At 65.4% G+C, this 19,281-nt stretch carries 19 protein-coding genes and 1 pseudogene; 6 read left to right on the top strand and 14 right to left on the bottom strand.

Annotated features, from left to right (window positions below; translation table 11 throughout):
• The 10 genes from AWC25_RS10565 to AWC25_RS10605 form a co-directional block, all read right to left on the bottom strand.
• Nucleotides 1–1,238: ATP-binding protein (locus tag AWC25_RS10565; protein ID WP_425320228.1), on the bottom strand; the 1,238-nt coding region annotated here is incomplete at its 3' end.
• 12 nt (nt 1,239–1,250) lie between these two features.
• The gene (locus tag AWC25_RS10570) at nt 1,251–2,603 is read right to left on the bottom strand and encodes an arylsulfatase (protein WP_069402019.1); all 1,353 of its coding nucleotides are present in this window, start codon (nt 2,601–2,603) and stop codon (nt 1,251–1,253) included.
• 62 nt (nt 2,604–2,665) lie between these two features.
• Nucleotides 2,666–3,370: a GntR family transcriptional regulator gene (locus AWC25_RS10575; protein ID WP_084229495.1), complete on the bottom strand. Its 705-nt coding sequence runs from the start codon at nt 3,368–3,370 to the stop codon at nt 2,666–2,668.
• A 233-nt stretch (nt 3,371–3,603) separates the two neighbouring features.
• Nucleotides 3,604–4,482, bottom strand: coding sequence for a formylglycine-generating enzyme family protein (locus tag AWC25_RS10580; protein ID WP_069402017.1), 879 nt, complete (start codon nt 4,480–4,482; stop codon nt 3,604–3,606).
• Between the two features lie 64 nt (nt 4,483–4,546).
• Nucleotides 4,547–5,539, bottom strand: a complete 993-nt coding sequence (locus AWC25_RS10585) for a glycoside hydrolase family 6 protein (RefSeq protein ID WP_085166750.1) — start codon at nt 5,537–5,539, stop codon at nt 4,547–4,549.
• 98 nt (nt 5,540–5,637) lie between these two features.
• Entirely contained in the window at nt 5,638–5,778 is a 141-nt protein-coding gene (locus AWC25_RS27000; protein ID WP_169717122.1) for a hypothetical protein, read from the bottom strand.
• Nucleotides 5,779–6,110: 332 nt separating this feature from the next.
• Nucleotides 6,111–6,314: a cold-shock protein gene (locus AWC25_RS10590; protein WP_069402015.1), complete on the bottom strand. Its 204-nt coding sequence runs from the start codon at nt 6,312–6,314 to the stop codon at nt 6,111–6,113.
• Between the two features lie 126 nt (nt 6,315–6,440).
• Entirely contained in the window at nt 6,441–7,250 is an 810-nt protein-coding gene (locus tag AWC25_RS10595; protein WP_244899495.1) for a class I SAM-dependent methyltransferase, read from the bottom strand.
• Nucleotides 7,251–7,310: 60 nt separating this feature from the next.
• Nucleotides 7,311–8,159: a transporter substrate-binding domain-containing protein gene (locus tag AWC25_RS10600; protein WP_372513556.1), complete on the bottom strand. Its 849-nt coding sequence runs from the start codon at nt 8,157–8,159 to the stop codon at nt 7,311–7,313.
• A 4-nt stretch (nt 8,160–8,163) separates the two neighbouring features.
• Entirely contained in the window at nt 8,164–9,063 is a 900-nt protein-coding gene (locus AWC25_RS10605; RefSeq protein ID WP_142278785.1) for a fatty acid desaturase family protein, read from the bottom strand.
• Nucleotides 9,064–9,395: 332 nt separating this feature from the next.
• Between AWC25_RS10605 and AWC25_RS10610 the strand changes: the two genes are divergently transcribed.
• Nucleotides 9,396–9,959, top strand: coding sequence for a chorismate mutase (locus AWC25_RS10610; RefSeq protein ID WP_069402013.1), 564 nt, complete (start codon nt 9,396–9,398; stop codon nt 9,957–9,959).
• Between the two features lie 31 nt (nt 9,960–9,990).
• On the opposite strand, the gene AWC25_RS10615 is transcribed toward AWC25_RS10610, so the two are convergent.
• Nucleotides 9,991–11,481 carry an amidase gene (locus tag AWC25_RS10615; RefSeq protein WP_084229492.1) on the bottom strand — a complete coding sequence of 497 codons (1,491 nt, stop codon included), beginning with the start codon at nt 11,479–11,481 and terminating at the stop codon, nt 9,991–9,993.
• 503 nt (nt 11,482–11,984) lie between these two features.
• Between AWC25_RS10615 and AWC25_RS10620 the strand changes: the two genes are divergently transcribed.
• Nucleotides 11,985–13,016 carry a fused (3R)-hydroxyacyl-ACP dehydratase subunits HadA/HadB gene (locus tag AWC25_RS10620; RefSeq protein ID WP_085166752.1) on the top strand — a complete coding sequence of 344 codons (1,032 nt, stop codon included), beginning with the start codon at nt 11,985–11,987 and terminating at the stop codon, nt 13,014–13,016.
• A 40-nt stretch (nt 13,017–13,056) separates the two neighbouring features.
• Here the strand turns inward: AWC25_RS10620 and AWC25_RS26515 are convergent.
• From AWC25_RS26515 to AWC25_RS10630, 3 genes and pseudogenes are all read right to left on the bottom strand, one after another.
• Nucleotides 13,057–13,792: pseudogene (locus AWC25_RS26515) on the bottom strand (SDR family NAD(P)-dependent oxidoreductase).
• Complete coding sequence (locus tag AWC25_RS10625; RefSeq protein WP_142278786.1) at nt 13,779–14,678, bottom strand: TIGR03619 family F420-dependent LLM class oxidoreductase; 900 nt, start codon at nt 14,676–14,678, stop codon at nt 13,779–13,781. The pseudogene AWC25_RS26515 and the gene AWC25_RS10625 overlap by 14 nt, the downstream one beginning before the upstream one ends.
• Nucleotides 14,679–14,762: 84 nt before the next feature.
• Complete coding sequence (locus AWC25_RS10630) at nt 14,763–15,386, bottom strand: NADPH-dependent F420 reductase (RefSeq protein WP_069402009.1); 624 nt, start codon at nt 15,384–15,386, stop codon at nt 14,763–14,765.
• Between the two features lie 99 nt (nt 15,387–15,485).
• Here AWC25_RS10630 and AWC25_RS10635 point away from each other — a divergent pair, with 99 nt between their 5' ends.
• The 4 genes from AWC25_RS10635 to AWC25_RS10650 all read left to right on the top strand — a co-directional run bounded on the left by AWC25_RS10635 (nt 15,486) and on the right by AWC25_RS10650 (nt 18,890).
• Nucleotides 15,486–15,968 carry a MarR family winged helix-turn-helix transcriptional regulator gene (locus tag AWC25_RS10635; RefSeq protein WP_069402008.1) on the top strand — a complete coding sequence of 161 codons (483 nt, stop codon included), beginning with the start codon at nt 15,486–15,488 and terminating at the stop codon, nt 15,966–15,968.
• 356 nt (nt 15,969–16,324) lie between these two features.
• Entirely contained in the window at nt 16,325–17,308 is a 984-nt protein-coding gene (locus AWC25_RS10640) for an alpha/beta hydrolase (protein WP_069402007.1), read from the top strand.
• 434 nt (nt 17,309–17,742) lie between these two features.
• Nucleotides 17,743–18,222: a helix-turn-helix domain-containing protein gene (locus AWC25_RS10645; RefSeq protein WP_085166753.1), complete on the top strand. Its 480-nt coding sequence runs from the start codon at nt 17,743–17,745 to the stop codon at nt 18,220–18,222.
• Nucleotides 18,223–18,290: 68 nt separating this feature from the next.
• On the top strand, nt 18,291–18,890 hold the full coding sequence (locus AWC25_RS10650; protein WP_085166754.1) for a TetR/AcrR family transcriptional regulator: 600 nt from the start codon (nt 18,291–18,293) through the stop codon (nt 18,888–18,890).
• The last annotated feature ends 391 nt before the right edge of the window (nt 18,891–19,281 follow it).

Below are 19,281 nucleotides of genomic sequence, written 5' to 3' on the forward strand. Positions count from 1 at the left end.
AACTTGCCCGGCAACCCACCCAAATCCGTGGCACTCTTCCGCCGCACCAACTCCCGCGCCTTGCGCGCCGCGATGCGGGCGCGCGCGGACGACGTGGCCTTGGCGATAATGACCTTGGCTTCGGCCGGATTCGCTTCGAACCAGTCGGTGAGCTTCTCGTGGCACATCTTCTGCACGAAGGATCGCACCGATGCATTGCCCAACCGGGTCTTGGTCTGGCCCTCGAATTGCGGCTCGGCGACTTTCACCGAGACCACGGCGGCCAGGCCTTCCCGGATGTCGTCGCCGGTCAGGTTGGGATCCTTGTCCTTGAGCAGCTTCTTGTCCTTGGCGTACTTGTTCACCACGTTGGTCAGGGCCGCCCGGAACCCTTCTTCATGGGTGCCGCCCTCATGGGTGTTGATGGTGTTGGCGAAGGTGTGCACCGACTCCGAATAACCCTCGTTCCACTGCATCGCGATCTGCACCTCGCATCCCGGCTCCTCGCCGGTGAATTCGATAATGCTGCGCTGGATGGGGTTTTTGGTGCGGTTGATGTGTTTGACGAAATCGACCAACCCGCCCGGATAGTGAAACGTGCGGGTTGTGGGGTTCCCCTGGCCGTTGGTGCGTTGGTCGGTCAGGGTCAGCAGCAGGTCCCTGTTCAGAAACGCCATTTCCTGCAACCGGCGGGCCACCGTCTCGGTGCTGTAACCCGTGGTTTCGAAGATCTCCGGATCGGCCCAAAACCGAACCGTGGTGCCGGTCCGCGTCGTCGGTGCGCCGCGCGTCAAGGTGCCGGGCAGGGACCGCTCGTAGTGCTGGGTCCACCGATAACCGTCCCGGCAGATTTCGACCTCAAGTCGGGTGGACAGGGCGTTGACGACCGAGACGCCGACCCCGTGCAGACCGCCGCTGACGGTGTAGGAGTTGGAGTCGAACTTCCCGCCGGCGTGCAGCTGGGTCATCACGACGTCGACGGTGGGAATCCCGGTGGCGTGCGTCGCAACCGGGATTCCGCGCCCGTCATCGGTGACCTCGACCCCTCCGTCGGCCAGCAACGTCACGTCGACCCGGCGGGCGTGACCGGCCATGGCTTCGTCGACACCGTTGTCGACGACCTCCCAGATCAGGTGGTGCAGGCCGCGCTCACCGGTGGACCCGATATACATCCCGGGCCGCTTCCGGACAACGTCGAGGCCCTCGAGAATGGTGATCGATTCTGCGCCATACATTTTGGGAGTAGCACCATCGGCCATCGGTCGTGCCCGTCAGGCGCTGCGAGCCGGAACGAAGTCCAGTGGCGCGCCGGCGGGGATCAATTCCTCGGTCTTGACACTGTCCTCGAAGTTGCGGATGAGACGGCGGGCGTGTTGCATCACCCACCACCGGACGAAGGTCTGGTTGACCGCCTCGCGTTCCTTGGGATCTTCGAGCAGATTGATGATCCTGGCGAAGCCGAGCGGTATCTCCGGGTCGTGGAAGTGCTGCTGGCGTTTGAAGCTGATCTTGAACTGCGACCACTTCACGGCGTGTAGCTCCTCGTTGAGCCAGACCATGCAGCCTTCCCGAGCGGATTGTTCTGCCCCGCCGAAGAATTCGCGCTGATCGATGCCGTCGATGATCCGGTCGTCGGGAATCTCGCAGCCCGCCCAGCGCAACAGGGTGGGGAACATGTCGGTCACATGGACCATCTCGTTGCTCTCTCGGACGGCCACGTGATTGGGCCAGCGGATCAGGCACGGGGTGCGGATCCCGCCCTCGGCGGAACTGAAGTAGGAACCGTCGAAGAACCCCGCGGTGCCCCGGCCCAGCAAATGATCCTCGGGACCGTTGTCGCCGGCGAACACCACGATCGTGTTGTCCTCGATGCCCAGCTCGGTCAGCGTGTCCAGGATGCTGCCGAAGTCGTGATCGAGCATCAGCAGTGAGTCGCCCCAATCGCCGTTGCTGCTCTTGCCCTTGAATTCCTCGCGCACCACCATTGGGAAGTGCATCAGCGAGTGGTTGTGGTACAGGTAGAACGGTTTACCCGCCTCGACGCTGCGCTTCATGAAAGCCTTTGCACGCCGGTCGTATTCGCCGTCAACTTCGCCTTTGAGCTTGACGGTCAGCTGCTGATCGGTGGTGCGGACACCGTCCTGCTTGGTGCCGTCGTACATGTATGAGTATCCGTCGCGGTCACCGTCGTACCACGGGTCATCGGGCCACAGGCATTCGTCGTAGGTGCGGGCGGGGCCGTACCACTCGTCGAATCCGTGGTCCGTGGGCCAACGGCCGTCCTCCGCGCCGATGTGCCACTTGCCGAAACAGGCCGTGGCGTAGCCGGCCTCGGACAGGATGTCACCCATGGTGCGTTCCCAGGCCACCAGGCCACCGTCGTTGCCGCCCAATGCGATCGTGTGATTGCCGGACCGGATCGGGTACCGGCCCGTCATCAACGCGGACCGGGTGGGCGTGCACTGCGGTTCGACGACGAAGTGGGACAGTTTCAGCGCTTCATCGGCGAAGGCGTCGATGCGGGCGGTGTCGGCGCCACGCAGCATCCCGCCGCCGTAGCAACCGAGCTCCCCGAGCCCGAGGTTGTCGACGTGGAAATACACGATGTTGGGTTGTTCGGACATGACTGTATTACCTCTCCTTGGGGTTGGGGTAAAGCGCTGTAACAGAACGGAACTGGATACGACTACTGCGGGGCCGGCGGGTCCTCCCGGGTGGCGGTGGTGACCAACGAGCATCGGTCACCGCGATATCGCACGGTCTCCAGGTCGAACGGTGTGCCGTCGCGCAAATAGGTCAAGCGATGCAGCAACAGCAGCGGTGCACCGGGGCGGATCTGCAGCAGTTCCGCGGTCTTGGTGTCTGCCGACACGGACTCGACGGTGATCTCCGCCCAGCCCAACCGCACACCCAGTTCCTGCTCGATAAGGGCGAAGACGTCTTGCTGGTCGAGTTTGGCGTCGACCGGGATGGCGCCGATGCGTAACGAGGTGGTGTCCAGCGACAGCGGTAGGCCGCCGACCGACCGGAGCCGTTCGATGAACAGAATCGGGGCGTTCTCGGGCAGCCGCAGTTTGGCCGCCACGAACGGGGTGGCGGTGGCTTCGCGCACCGAGAGCACCTGGTTGTCCACCGGCAACCGGTGCCCGGCCAGCGACTCGGCCAGGCCCTCCAGCCGGTCGAGGTGCTGGCGCAGTTTCGCGCCGGTGACAAAGGTGCCCGATCCTTGCACCCGGGTGATCAGCCCTTCGCCGCGAAGCAGTTCCAGCGCCTCGCGAATGGCGTTGCGGCTGACGCCGAGTTCGGCGGCCAGCTCGGATTCCGACGGCAGCGCCGGTCGCGCCGCGGCCAGGCCGCCGTAGGCGCCCTCGAGGATTTGACTGCGCAACACGTCGCGAACCCACCGCGCGGCGTCGGCGCGGGTACCGGCGTACTCCCGGGTCACAGGACGGGGGAAGTCCTTGGGGGGTACGTGCGGACGCGACGGCATGCGATCACTGTGCCACCGGAAACGTTGGGTGGCGGTTAGCGGCATGTTACGCCACCTGCCCGCCGTGTTAAGCCCTAGGACAGGGCATATGCCGCGGCGTTACCGGTAATGTTTCGCCACTGGCCCCGCGCGGTTCAGTTGGCGATGCAGCGGAAGCCGATGTGGGTGGTGGCGCTGTCCTGCGATTGCGACGATCGCGCGGCGGGCCGGTATCGGTGGCAGTACTCCGGTGCACACAGATGCGAGCCGCCCTTGAGGGTCTGCATCACGGTGGGATCGCCGGTCGCCGGGGTCGGGCAGCAGCTCGGCGAGCCGGCCCCGGGGTGGTGGCCGATGCTGTAGCGGGTGGTGGTCCATTCCCAGACGTTGCCGATCATGTCCACCAGGCCAAATCCGTTGGGCGGGAACGTGCCCACCGGGGAGGTCCCGACCCATCCGTCGGCGCCGTCGTTGCGGTAGGGAAATCGGCCCTGCCAGGTGTTGGCCATGAGTCGGCCGTCGGGCGCAACCTCGTCGCCCCATGCGTACGTCGACTCGGCCCCGGCACGCGCGGCGTATTCCCACTGCGCCTCGCTGGGCAGTCGTCGGCCCGCCCACTCGGCGTACGCGGCGGCGTCGGGATAGGCCACCTGCACCACGGGATGGTCGAGGCGATCCTCGATCGAGGATTGCGGTCCGAACGGGTGTCGCCAGCACGCCCCGGGCATCCATGTCCACCATTGCCGCCACACCCGCAGGTCGACCGGGCCCGAAGTTGGCGTGAACACCAGTGCACCTGGCACCAGGTCCTCAGGCGGCACCCCCGGGAACGCGGCCGGGTCTAAGGCTTGCTCGGCGACCGTGACATAGCCCGTCGCCGTGACGAATTCGGCGAATTGCGCGTTGGTCACCGGATGACGCTCGATGCGAAACGGCCCCACCGTCACCTGGTGTACCGGCGACTCCTCCGGATAGAAGTCATTGGACCCCATCGAAAAGGTGCCACCGGGCAGCTCGATCAACTCGGTAAGCATCCAGCAAGGTTATTCCGTCGGGCACGGCTCGGCACGCGCGCGAGTTGAGGTTTCCAGTGCCCGGCTACTGGCTCGCCTTGCGCGCCAGATCGATGGCGTACTGACTGACGAAGGTTCCCGCCGGCGGGTCGCCCTTGCCGCAGGAGCCGTCGGACTCACCCGGACGCTTGATCCACAAATAGGCGTCGGCGTGCGCGCCGGCGGTGGACGTGGTGGGCGCGGCGCCCAACGCCCGGCCACTGGGGTTGCACCAGTTCAGGTCGCCGTCGGGCGCAGGGCCGGCACCGTTGCGCGACGTGTCGACGACGTAGTGCGAACCGTTGGTGAGCCCGGAAATCGCTTCGCCGTAACCGATTTCGTCTTCGGTCGTGAAAAAGTTCGCGGTGTTGACGCTGAACCCGCGCGCGTGACCCACACCGGCCTGGTTGAGTCGGGCGGCCATGTCGTCCGGGCTGTGCCAGCGCAGGTGACCGGCGTCGACGTAGACGGCGGCATTCGGGTCCTTCGTGAGGGTGTCGACGGCGTAGCGAATCAGGTCGAAGCGTTCCTGACGCTGATCACCCGACAGGCAGTCGGCCATCGCCAGCGCATCGGGTTCGACGACGATCGCCACCCGCGAAGCGCCGACGCCGGCCGCGATGCCGTCGATCCAGCTGCGGTAGTCCGCGCCCGACCCCATGCCGCCCGCGGCGAAGCTGCCGCAGTCGCGGTGCGGAATGCCGTACAGCGACAGCACCGGGATGGCGCCGGCCGCGTTGGCGTCCCCGACGTACTTGCCCACCGTGCCCGCCGAACCGCCCGGCACTATCCAGTACGCCTGCGGGGTGTTGGCGATCGAGGTCAACTCGGGGCTGGGCGGGTCGGCGCTCTGGGCGGCGCGCATGGCCGCCGAGGTGGGGTTGACGTAGAACGGCGCGCCGGCCAGCGGGTTGTTGTCACTGGCCAGCCGCACGCCCGAGCGGTCCGGGGCGGCGGCCATCCCGACTACGACGACGGCAGCAACGGTCAGCAACGAGGTAATCCACCGCACGATGGCCCGAGCAGCTAAGAACATCACGGGAAGTGAAATTAGTGCTTCACTGCCTCGCGCGCGACGTCGGGGTGCCGTCGGTTGCAGACCACGGCACGCGCCGCCGGTCGAACCTCACCGCCGGATCACGAGGATGGCGTCGCGGCGGGGGGAACCTTGTCGGGGCGGTCCGAGAAGGTGGGTAGCTGCACCGGTTCGGGATCGTGCTGGCTGCGCGACACCGCGGTGGGCTCGTAGGGATGGGAAAACAACTCTGATGAGTTCATGGGACGGGTCCTAAAATCTGTTCGGCTTCGCGAACGGGGTCTGTGAACGAGCCAGCTGCGCATCCGGACGGGCTTGTCTTCACGCGACGGCAAACGAGTGACTCGCCGTCCAGTCTACACGTGCGCTTGCACACGGGTCCCGCCGCGCTACCGGTGGCCGGTTGACCGCTCACCCGCAACCGCGCCGGCCCGCGAAGCCGAAACGAAAATGATTTTGCCGCAACGCTTTTGATTATCAGACCGCAGAACCACGCTGCCGCGGGAAACGGGTCCCCGAACGGCAGTGGGCTGGCGGGAATGTCCCCACCAGCCCACCTGACGTATAAGTCGGATTAAACGGCAGTCACTTTAACTGCCTGCGGACCCTTGGCCCCCTGCTCGATGCTGAACTCCACTCGCTGGTTGTCCTCGAGCGACCGGTAGCCGTTGCCCTGGATTTCCGAGTAGTGGACGAACACATCCGCTGCGCCGCCGTCCGGAGCGATAAAGCCGAAGCCTTTTTCGCTGTTAAACCATTTCACAGTTCCCTGTGTCATACCTTCAACTTCTCTCATTCTGAATAGATGCCGATGGGCATCCCGGGTCAGCGTAGCACGGGTATCGGCCGAAACTTATCTTCGATCACGTCTTTAATTGCGGCACAAGGCTTGTCGTTTCATGCTTCAGATCGGCCGGCTGGCCTTGAGCCCGTACATGACGGGAAACCGTGGTTGGGCCGCCGGCAGCGCCCACCAGCCGGAATCGGTGCGAACCATCGCCGGCCAGCGCGGCCAGGGCAACAGCTCGGTCTCGGTCAGGCTGTCGATGACAAATCCGCAGCGTGCGAGGGTCGTGACCACCTCGCCCAGCCCGTGCCGCCATTCATAGTGGACGCGGTCGCGGGCCAGCGGCGGACCATCGGTGTAGGTGTGCGAGCTGTCGCGCTCGATCGCCCCGCGGCCCTCGAGGTAGTCGTGGCGCAGCACCAGGTCGTCCGTCTCACCCTCGCCCTTCGTCGGGCCGAGCGCGTCGAGCAGTGGATGAAACTCCACCAGGTAGAGGAATCCGCCGGGGCGCAGCAGCTCGGAGACCGTCCTTGCCCACTGCGCCAGATCCGGCAGATAGCACAACGCGCCCTTGCCGGTGTAGACGATGTCGAACCGCTGCCGCCCCAGCGCCTCGACGGCGGCGTAGACGTCGGCCTGCCGGTAGTCGATCGCCAGCTGCGCCGCGCGCGCAAGCCGCTTCGCCTCCTCGATGGCGACGCCGGAGAAATCCAATCCAGTGGCGTGAGCACCCTTGAGCGCAAACGCCATTGTCTCGGTGCCCAGATGGCACTGCAGGTGGACCACCCGGCGCCCGGCGAGCTCACCGAGCTCATCCCACTCGAATGGGGCGAACCAGCTCATCGGGTCGCGGTGGCCGGCACCGTAGAACTTGCTGCTGACGTGTATCGGCGTTCTCGCATCCCAGTTACGCCGATTCCTGGTCAATTGCAACCGGATTGCATCGCTGAACCGGTTGCTTGCGGGAGGAACTTCGTCCCCGGGCACTTAGGGTCCGACCGCCAGGCCCAGCCACTTGCGACTGATCGAGGCGTAGGTGCCGTCGTGCATGACCAGGTTGAGCCACTGATTCACCCATTGCTGCAACATCGCCGCGCCGCGGTGAATCAGGTAGGCCTTCTGCGTGAAATTGAAGGGTTTGTCGACAGCCACGCCGCAAAGCTGCGGATGCTGTTTTGCCTGCCAACGGATTTCGGTAGCGTCGGTGATCATCACGTCGGCCTTGCCGGTGATGATCTCGTCAAAGATGGTGTTGTTGTCGGCGTGGTTGACGATGGTCGCCCGGTGTAGGTTGGCACGGTCGAAGTCCGCGTTCGTACCGCCGGGATTGACGACGACTCGAATCCCGGGTCGGTCGATATCGGCGAGCCCACCGTACTTTGACACGTCGCCGCACCGCGCGATGGCAGCCTTTCCGTCTTGCAGGTACGGGTCGGAGAACCGGGCCCGTTGCGCCCGGTCGAGCGTGATGCTGATGCCGCCCATGGCGAGGTCGCATCGGTTGTCCAGGTCGCTGATGATGTTCGACCACGTTGTCTGGACGAGCTGCAGGGTCACCCCCAACCGGCTGGCCAGGTCGTGGGCAAGGTCGATGTCCAACCCACTCCATTGGCCTTGCGAGTCAACATAAGTCAACGGCTCATAATCCCCGATGCTACAAACGCGCACGATGCGCGCGTGGACTATGCCGTCCAGACTATCGGCATGGGTGTCGGGGCGCGGTGACTGGCATCCGGCAATCAGGGCGGTCGACGCCGCCATAACCGCACTCAGCAGCAACTTCACTATTCGGCCCATCGGGTTGAGGTGGCCGCGCGGCCGATGAAGCGCAGTCATCGCTTCAGGGCGTGGTCTGGTTGTCGGCGACGACCGAAAGGGTACGCGCCTCGGCCGGGATCGGGCCACGGAACTGCCGGGCTACGGCACCGAACCAGCCCAGGTGAAACTGGTCGTCGTCAGCCGCGAAGGCCGACCGCAACTCGTACCAGGGCAGGCCCGGATGCCGGTGGTGGACATTGTGCAAGTTGAAGGCGAGAACGAGGCGCTCCAGCGGTGCAGGCAGCCGCAGATTCATGGCGTCCAGCGGAGCATCCAACGGGATCCCGTAGTGAAACGCATTGTCCGCGACGGAGATCAGCGCCGCGCGGCCGGCAACGGCGGCGACCAGCATCCAGGCGTACGGGCCATACGCCAGGGCCGCGGCCAGGTAGAGGACGACCACCGCCGTCCCGTCCACACGGAACTGGTGCAGGTGTCGTCGGTTGATGCCGTCCAGGATCAGCCCGGCGACGGTGTCGGGCGTGTCGAGCCGGCGCGCCAGGTAGGACCAGAGCCGACGCGGTGCGGCGACCAGCAGCACGGAGCCGACCTCGGCGAAATAGAGGCCGCCGACGAGCCGGAAGTAATAGCCCGGCGCCATGGTTGTCCACCGCGTCGTGGCGGAATCGTAGATCTCGGTTCGGTCCCGGCGGGTCCGGCTGTACCGGTGGTGCAGCAGGTGACCCGTTTTGAGAAGCGAAAAGGGCGCCCCGTAACCGATAGCAAGCAGGCGTCCCAGCCGATCGTTGCAGACCCGATCTCGGTGCAAGGAGCCATGGATCGCCTCGTGGACGAGCGACCAATACGGTGTTGTCAGGGCCGCCATCGCCAGCAAAAGCCATCCCCAGGCCGGATCCGCCGGGAGTAGCCACAGTGGCATGACCACGAGCTGCAGGCACACGCCGGCCAACGCGGCCGCCACCAGGACGGCGGAAACAGCCTGGCCAGATCGACGCGCCGGGTCGTCACCCGGACGTCCGGACTGCCCTCGGCGCTGTTCTCGCCCGTCGGATCGCACTGCCCCGGCCCCCCTGGCGCATCGGTTCAATTACGCCCCGATTCTGCTATTCGAGGGGTTCGTAGTATAGGTGACATTGCCGACAGGCCTAGCGAAACATTAGGCAGCACAATGTAAAACGCGCGTACGCCGGTAACCCCTGTGTCCAACCGATACGCTCTACGAAGCGCGCGTACCGTGAAGCACGTTGTTGATGCACAGCTGAAGGCACTGACGGACCAGAAGAGGATGCGCCCATGCCCGGACAGTTTCGGCCGCACGAATCGGCGCGCTCGGTCGCCACGGACTCATCGAACAACGAAAGGGAAAGTCCCCTTTATGCTTTGGTGGACACGGCGGCGCAACGGCTGCAGACTGCCGACGCCGTCGCCGCCGTGAAATTCAGGACCGGCGGCGCCGTGGACGATCCCGTGCGTGAAGAACAGGTGATCGACCGTGCGAGCGCGGCGGCGGCCGCGAGAAATATCGATCCGGGCTATGTCGCCACGGTGTTCCGCGATCAGATCGACGCCACCAACGCCATCGAGCATTTTCGGTTCGCCGAGTGGCGGCTGGACCCGGACGGGGTGCCGGTGTCGGGCCCAGACCTCGCGCAAACTCGCAGTGTCATCGACCGTCTGGACCAAATCTTGGTCGATGAGATGGCGGTGCAATGGAATTCGCTGCACTCGCAGGCGTGCAGCACCTATTTGGACATGGCGACCAACTCCGTGGCGCTCGCCCGCCAACTCGACGATTTCTCCCGGCGGGCACTGGCCTACGCCACGCATTCCTACCGCGGCACCGCGCATTCCCCGTAGCGACGTGGCAGCACACCTGCCCGCAGCGCCGCTACCAACCGTTGGTGTGGCGCTCGATGTCCGCGGCGGCGCGGAACAGCAGCGCCTCACCGAACTCGGGGCCCACCAGTTGCACCGCTACCGGGAGGCCTTCGGCGCCGCGACCACACGGCACCGAGATCGACGGCAGGTCCGCGTAGGTGAAGGGGATGGTGTAGCGCCGGCCGCGGGTGAACTCGTCGGAACGGGTGTCCAGTCTCGGCGCCACGGTCGGCATCGTCGGCGTCAGGAGCAGGTCGACGTGGTCAAGCGTGGAGCGCAGCGGTGACGCGTCGGCGGGCCGCCGCGCCACCGCCGCGTCGTAGTCGGCCTGGGTGAGTTTGGCGGCCGCCGCCATGTCGGCCCGCACGACCGGACCGAAGACGCTCTTGTCGGCAACCGGGCCGTAGACGTCGCGCATCGCCTGGGTAAACTCCCAGCGCAGGATGGTGAACGCCGGCGTGAAATCCAGCAGGGTGGACAGGTTTTCGACCTTCACGGTGCTGACTTGCGCACCGAGCTGCTCGAGCAGCGGCAGTACCCGGCGCACCGCCGCCGCCACGTCGGGGTCCAGGCCGGTCAAGCTGTAATCCTCGATCAGCCCGATCCGCAAACCCGAGACACCTTTGTCGAGTCCGGCCAGGTAATCGGTTTTCGGCGCAGTCCGCGAGTACGGATCGCGGGAGTCCGGACCCGCCATGGCCGTCAGCATCACCGCGGTGTCGTGCACCGTGCGCCCCAGCGGGCCCGCGACATCGAACCGTGGCGCGCGGGGGAACGCACCGTACAGGCTGACCAGTCCGTGCGTCGGTCGGATGCCGACGACGCCGTTCCATGCCGCCGGGACTCGTACCGAACCGCCGGTGTCGCTGCCGATACCGGCCGCGACGATGCCCGCGCCGATCGCCGCGCCGGTCCCGCTCGAGGACCCGCCGGGCGATCGCTCCGACCGCAGCGCGTTGTGCGCGTCGCCGTAATAGACGTTCTTGCCGTCGATGCCCGCGGCGAATTCATTGAGGTTGGTCTTGCCGATGCTCACCGCGCCGGCTTGGATGAGCCGGGTGATCACGGCCGCGTCCTCGGTCGGTATCCGGTGCGCGAAAACCTGCGACCCGACCGAGGTGAGCACGCCCGCGGTGGCGAAGAGGTCTTTGCAGACGATCGGGATGCCGTGCAGCGGGCCACGATCGACTCCGCGAGCCAATTCGGCGTCGAGCCGCGCGGCGGTGTCCAGTGCCTGTTTGTCGGTCAGTGTGATGAACGCGTTCAGCTGCGGTTGCAGCCGCTTTGCTTCGGCCAGGGCCGCCTGGGTCAATTGCACCGACGTGATCCGGCGGGACCGCAGCATTTCGCCGGCCTCGGCGATTGTCTTGGGGGTCTTAACTGGAGCGGCAGCGGGCGTACGAGGTAGCTCGGCCACCACCCCTGTCACGGCCGCCGCGCCGGCGGCGGCGCCGGCCAGCGTCAGCAGACCCCGCCGAGACATGTTCCAGCGCTTCGCCATACCGCTCCTCGGGTGGCGGACACCATGGTTACGTCGCCGACAGCAGCCACCGTGGGCAAGACCGGGCGCGTCGGTGTCCTGTGATCGAACCAATTACGCGCAGCACCCTGCCAACCGGATGTTACCCGGGCGTCACGTCAATGTGACCGCGCCGAACGACTAAGCATGTTGTCAAACGTCATTCGTTCGTGTCGCCCCCAAAGTTGGTTCGGCACTGCGTCGTTCACGACATGTACCGGCCCAACGCGCTGCACGTGCCCGGCGCTGGTGATGTCTCTGGGTGCCCCGCCAACGAGTAGCCCCGGCCGTTGGGGCGCGCGGATACGGCGTCGTCGTCCCTCTCGATTCCGAGTGGTCGATGTCGCCAGGGGGCCGTCGGTCGTCGGCCATCGGCTTCGGCAACGCCGTCATCCGGGTTGGCGGCCTGCGGTGGCCTGGGGCCGGCACGTTAGTGTGCGTACGTCGGCCTCCGTGAACAGGCCGGTAGAAAAGTGGGACGGTACATGACCGCAGCAACAGGGGCATCGGCGCTCGAAGCGCGGGTCGGCCATTACTACCGGATCGACGACACGTACCAGGTCGGCCGCGAGAAGGTGCGTGAGTTCGCCCGTGCCGTGCAGGACTATCACCCTGCGCACTGGAAGCGCAGCGCCGCCGCTGAGCTGGGATATTCGGACCTGGTGGCGCCGCTGACGTTCACGTCGGCCCCGGCTATGGCCGCCAATCGGCACCTGTTCGAATCGGTGGTCATCGGTTACGAGATGTATCTACAGACCGAAGAAGTTTTCGAGCAGCACCGCCCGATCGTCGCCGGCGACGAACTGCGCATTGACGTCGAGCTGTCATCGGTGCGCAGGATCGCCGGCCGGGACCTGATCACCGTGACCAATACATTTACCGATACCGCCGGCGAGCGGGTGCACACCCTGCACACCACCGTCGTGGGCGTCACCGCCGAGGATGTCGACCCGACGATCAGAACGGTCGCGCAGCAAGTGATGATGCACGACGTGAACCTCGCCGGAATTGAATATTCCGAAGCGGACTACCAAAAGACGGTGCGCCCCGCGGACGAGGTGCGCATCGCCGATGGTGGCATGACGCGCACCCCGGGGACACCCTCCTTCGATGACGTGAAGGTGGGCGACGAGTTACCCGTCCACCACGCCCGACTGTCCCGCGGCGACCTGGTGAACTACTCCGGGGTGGCCTGCGATGCCAACCCGCTTCACTGGGACGAGAGCCTCGCCAAACTGGCGGGGCAGCCGGACGTGATTGCTCACGGAATGCTCACCATGGCATTGGGCGCCGGATTCGGCTCCGCATGGTCGGGCGATCCCGGTGCGGTGACCCGCTACGCGGTGCGCCTGTCCCAGCCCGTGATCGTGTCGGCTTCCCAGGGGGCCGACATCGAATACAGCGGCCGGGTCAAATCATTGGACCCGGACACCCGCTCGGGCGTCGTCCTCGTCGGCGCAAAGTCGGCTGGCCGCAAAGTCTTTGGCCTCGCGACGTTGAACATCCGCTTTCGCTGAGGCGGCCGCCCGCGACTCCCCGAAGTGACCGGTGGCGTGCTCAGATTGCCGTGGTGCCGCCGTCGACAATCAATTCCGTGCCGTTGACATAGCTTGAGTCATCCGACGCCAGGAACAACGCGACCGTCGCGATCTCCTCGGGGCTGCCCATCTTTTTCGCGGGATCAATGCTTCGAACTGCGCCTTTGTCTCCTCGTCGAATAACTGCTGCTGAATCGGCGTGGCGCGACTTGGCCCGGGGTCAGCACGTTGACCCGGATCCTCCTGTCCTTCAACTCCGACAACCAGACGCGGGCGTAGGCATGCAGTACAGCCTTGCTCGCCGCGTACACACTCCAGGAAGGGAAGCCCTGCACCGATGCGATCGACCCGGTCATCAAGATCGAGCCACCATCGTTGAACAGCGGCAACGCCTTCTGCACCGTGAACAGCGTGCCGCGCGCATTCAGCCCGAAAGTGGCATCGAAGTGCTGCTCGGTGATCTCGCCGAGCTTGCACTCCTCGCCCGTCCCCGCATTTGTCCACAACACGTCGATGGCACCCGTTTCCCGCCTGACCGCGTCGAACAAGCGGTCCAGCTCGTCCAGGTCGGCCGAATCAGCTTGCACGCCGGTCACATTGCGGCCGATCAGCTTGACGGCTGCATCCAAAGCCTCCTGCCGGCGACCCGAGATGAAGACATGAGCTCCTTCGTCGACGAACAACTTGGCCCCGGCCAACGCCATCCCGCTTGACCCGCCGGTGATCACCGCGACCTTGCCGTCAAGCTTTCCCATGGTCACCCCATCGGGCAATCACCTGGCCGGCGAAGTCGAGCATCTGGTCAAGGGTGGAGAACATTGCGAAGGCATCCAGGATCGCCTCGTCCGCACCGGATTCGGCGAGGCGCTCAAGCTTGTCGACAACAGCGGTGACGGGCGTGCCCGATTCGAGGTTGACCCGCATGGCCGTCTTCAGCGCGTCGGGATTCCGGCCGGCGTCCTGCGCGGCACTGCGCGCAATCGACCACAGGTGGTCGGTGACCTCGCCCTGCAACCCCTCGACCCCGAGCCAACCGGTGCCGCTGCGGCCGACCCGGCGCATCGCGGCCTCGCTGACGCCGCCGATCCAGATCGGCGGCCCCCCGGCCTGCACCGGGCGCAGGTCGGCGTGAACCGGTGGCAGCGAGAAGAATTCGCTTTCCCAGGACACCGGGGTGGTCGTCCACCACTCGTGCAGGAACGCCAGTAGGTCATCGAGCATCTGACCACGCCGGTGCCAGTTGGCGCTGCGGGCGATGTCATGTTCGTCCTTCATCCACCCGATGCCCACGCCGACGTCGAGGCGGCCGTCGCTGAGCACGTCCAGCGTGGTCAGGAGTCGCGCCAGATGCACCGGCTCGTAGTAAAACGTGCTGAGCGTGCTGGCGTTGAGCCGCACCCGGTTGGTCGCCGTCGCGGCGACCGTCCACAGCAGCACCGGATCCAGGTAACGGGTCATCTGCGGCGGGTACGGCTGCTCTTTGCCGGGATAGGTGCTGTGCATGTCGACCGGCGTGACCAGGCGATCGCCGACCCATAGCGTGTCATAGCCCAGGTCCTCGAGTCCGCTGCAGAATGCGCTCAGGCCAGCGGCGCTGCTGATTGCGGGCCCAACGATGGGAAGTGCGAATCCTAGCTTCATCACGAAAACTCCTTTCGATGATCGATCAACCATCCGTGGGGCGCACGACGCCCCGGTCCGTGGTGTGGACCGGGGCGGTGCGGGTCAGGCGGGAACGGTGGCGCCGAGCGCGAAGTCGAAGTTTCCCACCCCGTGCCGGGCCAGACCCATCACAACGAGGCCCGTTCCTTCCAGCCAGTGCGCCATGTGCAGGTCGCCGACGTCCAACGGGCGCAACCCGAGGCTCTCGACGAACTCTGCCAATTCCGCCTTGGCGCGCGCGTCGTCGCCGGCCATGAAGACGTCGAGCAGCCGGCCCTGAGCCAGGACGACACCGAAAATGGTGTTGAACGCCTTCACCACGCTGGCGCTGGCCGGGGCCACCTTGGCAACTTCCTGCGCCACCGACGTGTCATCGGGGATAGCGAGCCCGTCGGCCGCGGAATTGAACGGGTTGCTGATGTCGACGATGGTCTTGCCCGCTAGGGCGTCCCCGTACTGGATGACGACCGGCACGACATCGGCATACAACACGGCGACGATCACGATCTCCCCGGTCGGAACGGCGCCGAACTCTCCCGTCGTGGCGGCGCCACCGAGAGCCTTGGCCAGGTCAGCGGCCTTGGCCGGATCGCGGCCGATGACCTCCACGGCGTTGCCGCCCGCTACCGCCAGCGTGCCGATGACGCGGGCCATGTTCCCGGTGCCAATGATGCTGATGTTGCTCATGAGAGTGTCCTATCCTGGTTTACGGTTGGAAAGGTTGACGTATCAACCTTAGACAGCGGATGGTTGATGAGTCAACCAATTGAGGAGACGTGGCTGCCGATGGAACCGAACTGGCTGAGCCCTCGCGAAGACCGCGCCTGGCGGGCCTACATGCACGCGCATCATCAGCTCGTCGTGCACTTGAACCGGAGCCTGCAGGAATCGGGCCTGTCCGGCGCCGACTACGAGGTCCTGGCGGTGCTTTCAGGTCATGACGGGCACCGCATGCCCGCCCACGAGCTGTGCAACACGCTGGGCTGGGAAAAGAGCCGTGTCTCCCATCAGGTGCGGCGCATGCAGAAGGACGGATTGATCGGCCGCGAGCCCAACCCCGACGACGCCCGCAGCACCATGGTCGTCTTGCTACCGGCGGGCCGCGCCGCCATCGAGCAGGCGGCGCCCCGGCATGTGGAGGATGTCCGCCGGAACTTCATCGACCTACTCACCCCGGCCGAGCTCGACCTGCTCGCCGCCCTCAACGAACGGGTCCTGCAGCACCTGGCCACAAACGATGCCGCCACCGCCGAGGACGAGCCCTCATAGCCGGCACGAGTGTGTCGGCATCGACTTGCACCTCGACCGACCGATCGCCGTTGTGGCCCTGATGGGGTCGCCGTCAGCATCAAATTGCCGCTGACACTGCAGATGTCGGCTAGGGCTTACTAGTTTACGAACGCGCTTTGCGCGGATGAGCAACTCTCGGTCACCTGCCGACAAAAGCCTTTGAGGGCCTTCGGGGCATGATGATTGATGATCCTTCACGCCACAAGACTGTGGCGGCCGCCGGCGCCTCCGAGGAAACTGCCGTATAGCGAATCTCCTTGGCGTCTAATGCAATGCCTGCCGGGCACTTGCCACCCGCAGATGCATCAAGACCTCTCGTCGAAAGGTGACTCGATATGGATTTTGTGCTTGACCCAGAACTCGCCGCTGCGGCTGCCGTTTTCCCTAAAACCGATCTCTCCGACTTGACGGCCGCTCGCCAGGCCGTGCGAAGCCTGATCAGCGCCCTGCCTCGGTACGAGTCGACGATGCCGTTGTCGGTCTCTGATGTCAGGATCCCTGGGTGGCGCGGCGGCCCAGAGGTTTTGGCGCGCGTCTTCGCGCCGACGGAAGGCTCGGCCCCCCGACCGACATTGCTGTACCTGCACGGTGGCGCCTACGTTCTTGGCGATCTGGAATTGGCGGATTCCACGGCGCGCATGCTGGTGGACAGAGCGGGTGTCATCGTCGTGGCGGTGGACTACCGGTTGGCGCCCGAGCATCCGTATCCGGCTGCGCTGGAGGACTGCTACGCGGCTATGCAATGGGCCGGAGCCGCCGCCGGGCGGCCATACGGAATTGACGCCGAACGGCTTGGCGTGCTGGGCGAGAGCGCTGGTGGTGGTCTGGCCGCAGCACTCGCGTTGCTGGTCCGGGATCGCGGCGGCCCGCAGTTGGCTGCCCAATTCTTGGATGCTCCAACCGTCGACGACCGGTTGAACACGCCGTCGATGACGACGCTGGTCGATACGCCGGCCTGGCAGGCGGTGAACTCTCCCTACAGCTGGCGCTACTACCTGACCGGTACCGACCGGCCGGGCGGTACCAACGTTCCTGTCTACGCCGCTCCAGGCCGTGCCGCGGTAGCGGAGTTGGTTGGGCTTCCACCGACGTACCTCACCGCGTACGAAGTCGATCCGACCAGAGATGAAGGTTTGGACTATGGCCGCCGTCTCATCGAGGCCGGTGTTCCCACCGAGATTCACCATTACGCCGGCGCATTCCACATGGCCCATTCCGTTCCCGGGACGGCGATCGGCGAGCGAATGATTGCTGACCGCATCGGTGCCGTTCGGCGCATGCTGAAGATTACGGAGACCTCCGGCACCGTCGATCGATAGCGGCCGATACGTGACCGCAGCGGCGCCGAGTCCCGCGAGTGACCCGGCCGGTGGTTGAAAGGCCATGAGGTGAAACAACTTCTGCGGTACTCAAGGGGCTGCCCGCTACCCTTGCCAGCCGGGGCGTCGCATCGAACGTTGCGGGACGGGCGCACCGGTTCGGCTGGATCTTGGGGCCGGGTGCCTCGATGGCTCGATGGTGATGGCGCGACAAGCGCCACCGGGGCCGGCTGCCCTTCGCCGGAAACCCGCGATGTCACGCGCCGGCTCCGGAGCGCTGGAAAGCGATGGCCGTCGCCGGTACGTTCGACCCGTGGTGCTCGGTGGGCAATGCCTTGCAGGCCTTGGGGATCGCGCTTTCCTCGCGGCCCATGAGAGTTGACGTGACGACCGACGTCGACAGGCCGCTCACTGGACCTGAGTAATTCGACGCCATGAGCCGATTCATCACGGAGCGTCTGGTCCGGATGCATGTGTCGACCGACGATATCGATACCTTACAAGATCCCGAAGTGGGCAAAGTCGGTTTGATGAAGCGTGTTTACGCATATATCGAGCATCGGCTGAGCGATCCGCATCTGTGCGTCACCGAAATTGCGGCAGCCCACTATGTTTCCAAGCGCGCACTACAAAGAACGTTCGAAAACGACGGTCAGACGCTGACCGGGTGGATACGTGCGAGGCGCCTGGAACGATGCCGCAGGGACATGGCGAACCCTTTGGCCGACCAGCCCATCGGCGCTATCGCCGCGAGGTGGGGTCTTTCGAACCCGTCGCAATTCTCCCGGCTGTTCAAGTCGAAGTACGGTCTCACTGCCCGCGAGTACCGCGCGACTGGACTCGGTGGCGGCCGTGCGGGGGTTGCCAAGCGGGTGGCTATCGGGGCGTCCACGCAGCCGGCACCGCGGCGGTAGATACCGACCGGTTTATCTGTAGGCACGGAATTCTTCCATAGTAAAACCGCCCGGTGTACCTTAATGGGATGGCAGAATCTGCGATACGCTCCCGCGGCGGGCGGGGTGCACGCGAACGCATTGAACGGGCCGCCGCTGCGTTGTTCTATCGCAACGGGATTCATGCGACTGGCGTCGAACTCATCGCACAGCAGGCCAACATCTCAAAGCGCACGCTTTACCAGCACTTCGCCAGCAAGGGTGAGCTGGTCGACAACTATTTGCGGGACATCGATGCCCGCGGAGGCTCGCCAATCGAACAGCGTCTCGATCAGACCGAACTGCCTGCGCGTGAGCGGTTATTGGCGCTCTTCGAGATGTCACCGACGGAAGTGGTGCGCGGTTGCCCGTTTCATAATGCGGCGGTGGAGTCCGCAGGCTGCATGACAAGCACGGACAAGATCGTGCGGTCCCACAAATCCGGGTTCATTCGCCGGCTTATCGCGGTCGCAGAGGAGGCGGGGGCGGCTGACCCGCACCTGCTGGGTCAGCAGCTCGCGGTTGTGTTCGAAGGTGCCACGGCACTGGCGACGTCGACGAACGACACCGCACCCATAGTCCACGCTCGCGCCGCGGCCGCGACGCTCATCGACAACGCGCGCGGCCGCGGCGGCAAGCCCGCCAAATAATCCCGCCCCCTCCGGGGCACTTGGGCCGCTGCGTGCTGCCCCGGGCCCAGGGATCTGCTGCCGCGCCAGCGAATTGGACCGCGACGGTCTCAGGGGCGAGGAGATTGAACACACCGCCTCGGCTGCGGTCACGATGGCACTCGCGTGGTTCGTCATATTGACCTCGAATGTGGCGCATGTCCGTGTCAGAGTAATCAGCTGTGGCGGCGCGGGCCACGGTGACGTCGTAGCCTAACGCGCCGTATCGACGGGTGGCCTCCACACAGGTGTGCGCAATGAGTCCGATGACGAAAAGTTGTTGTATTCAAGGCGTTTGTCATTCGCCTAGGTGATGGGACCATGGTTTGGCCACGGGCTAGGGACCACCTGTTTGGCTCAGTGGGGATGATCT

This window comes from Mycobacterium sherrisii, from assembly GCF_002102355.1.
Lineage (GTDB): Bacteria > Actinomycetota > Actinomycetes > Mycobacteriales > Mycobacteriaceae > Mycobacterium > Mycobacterium sherrisii.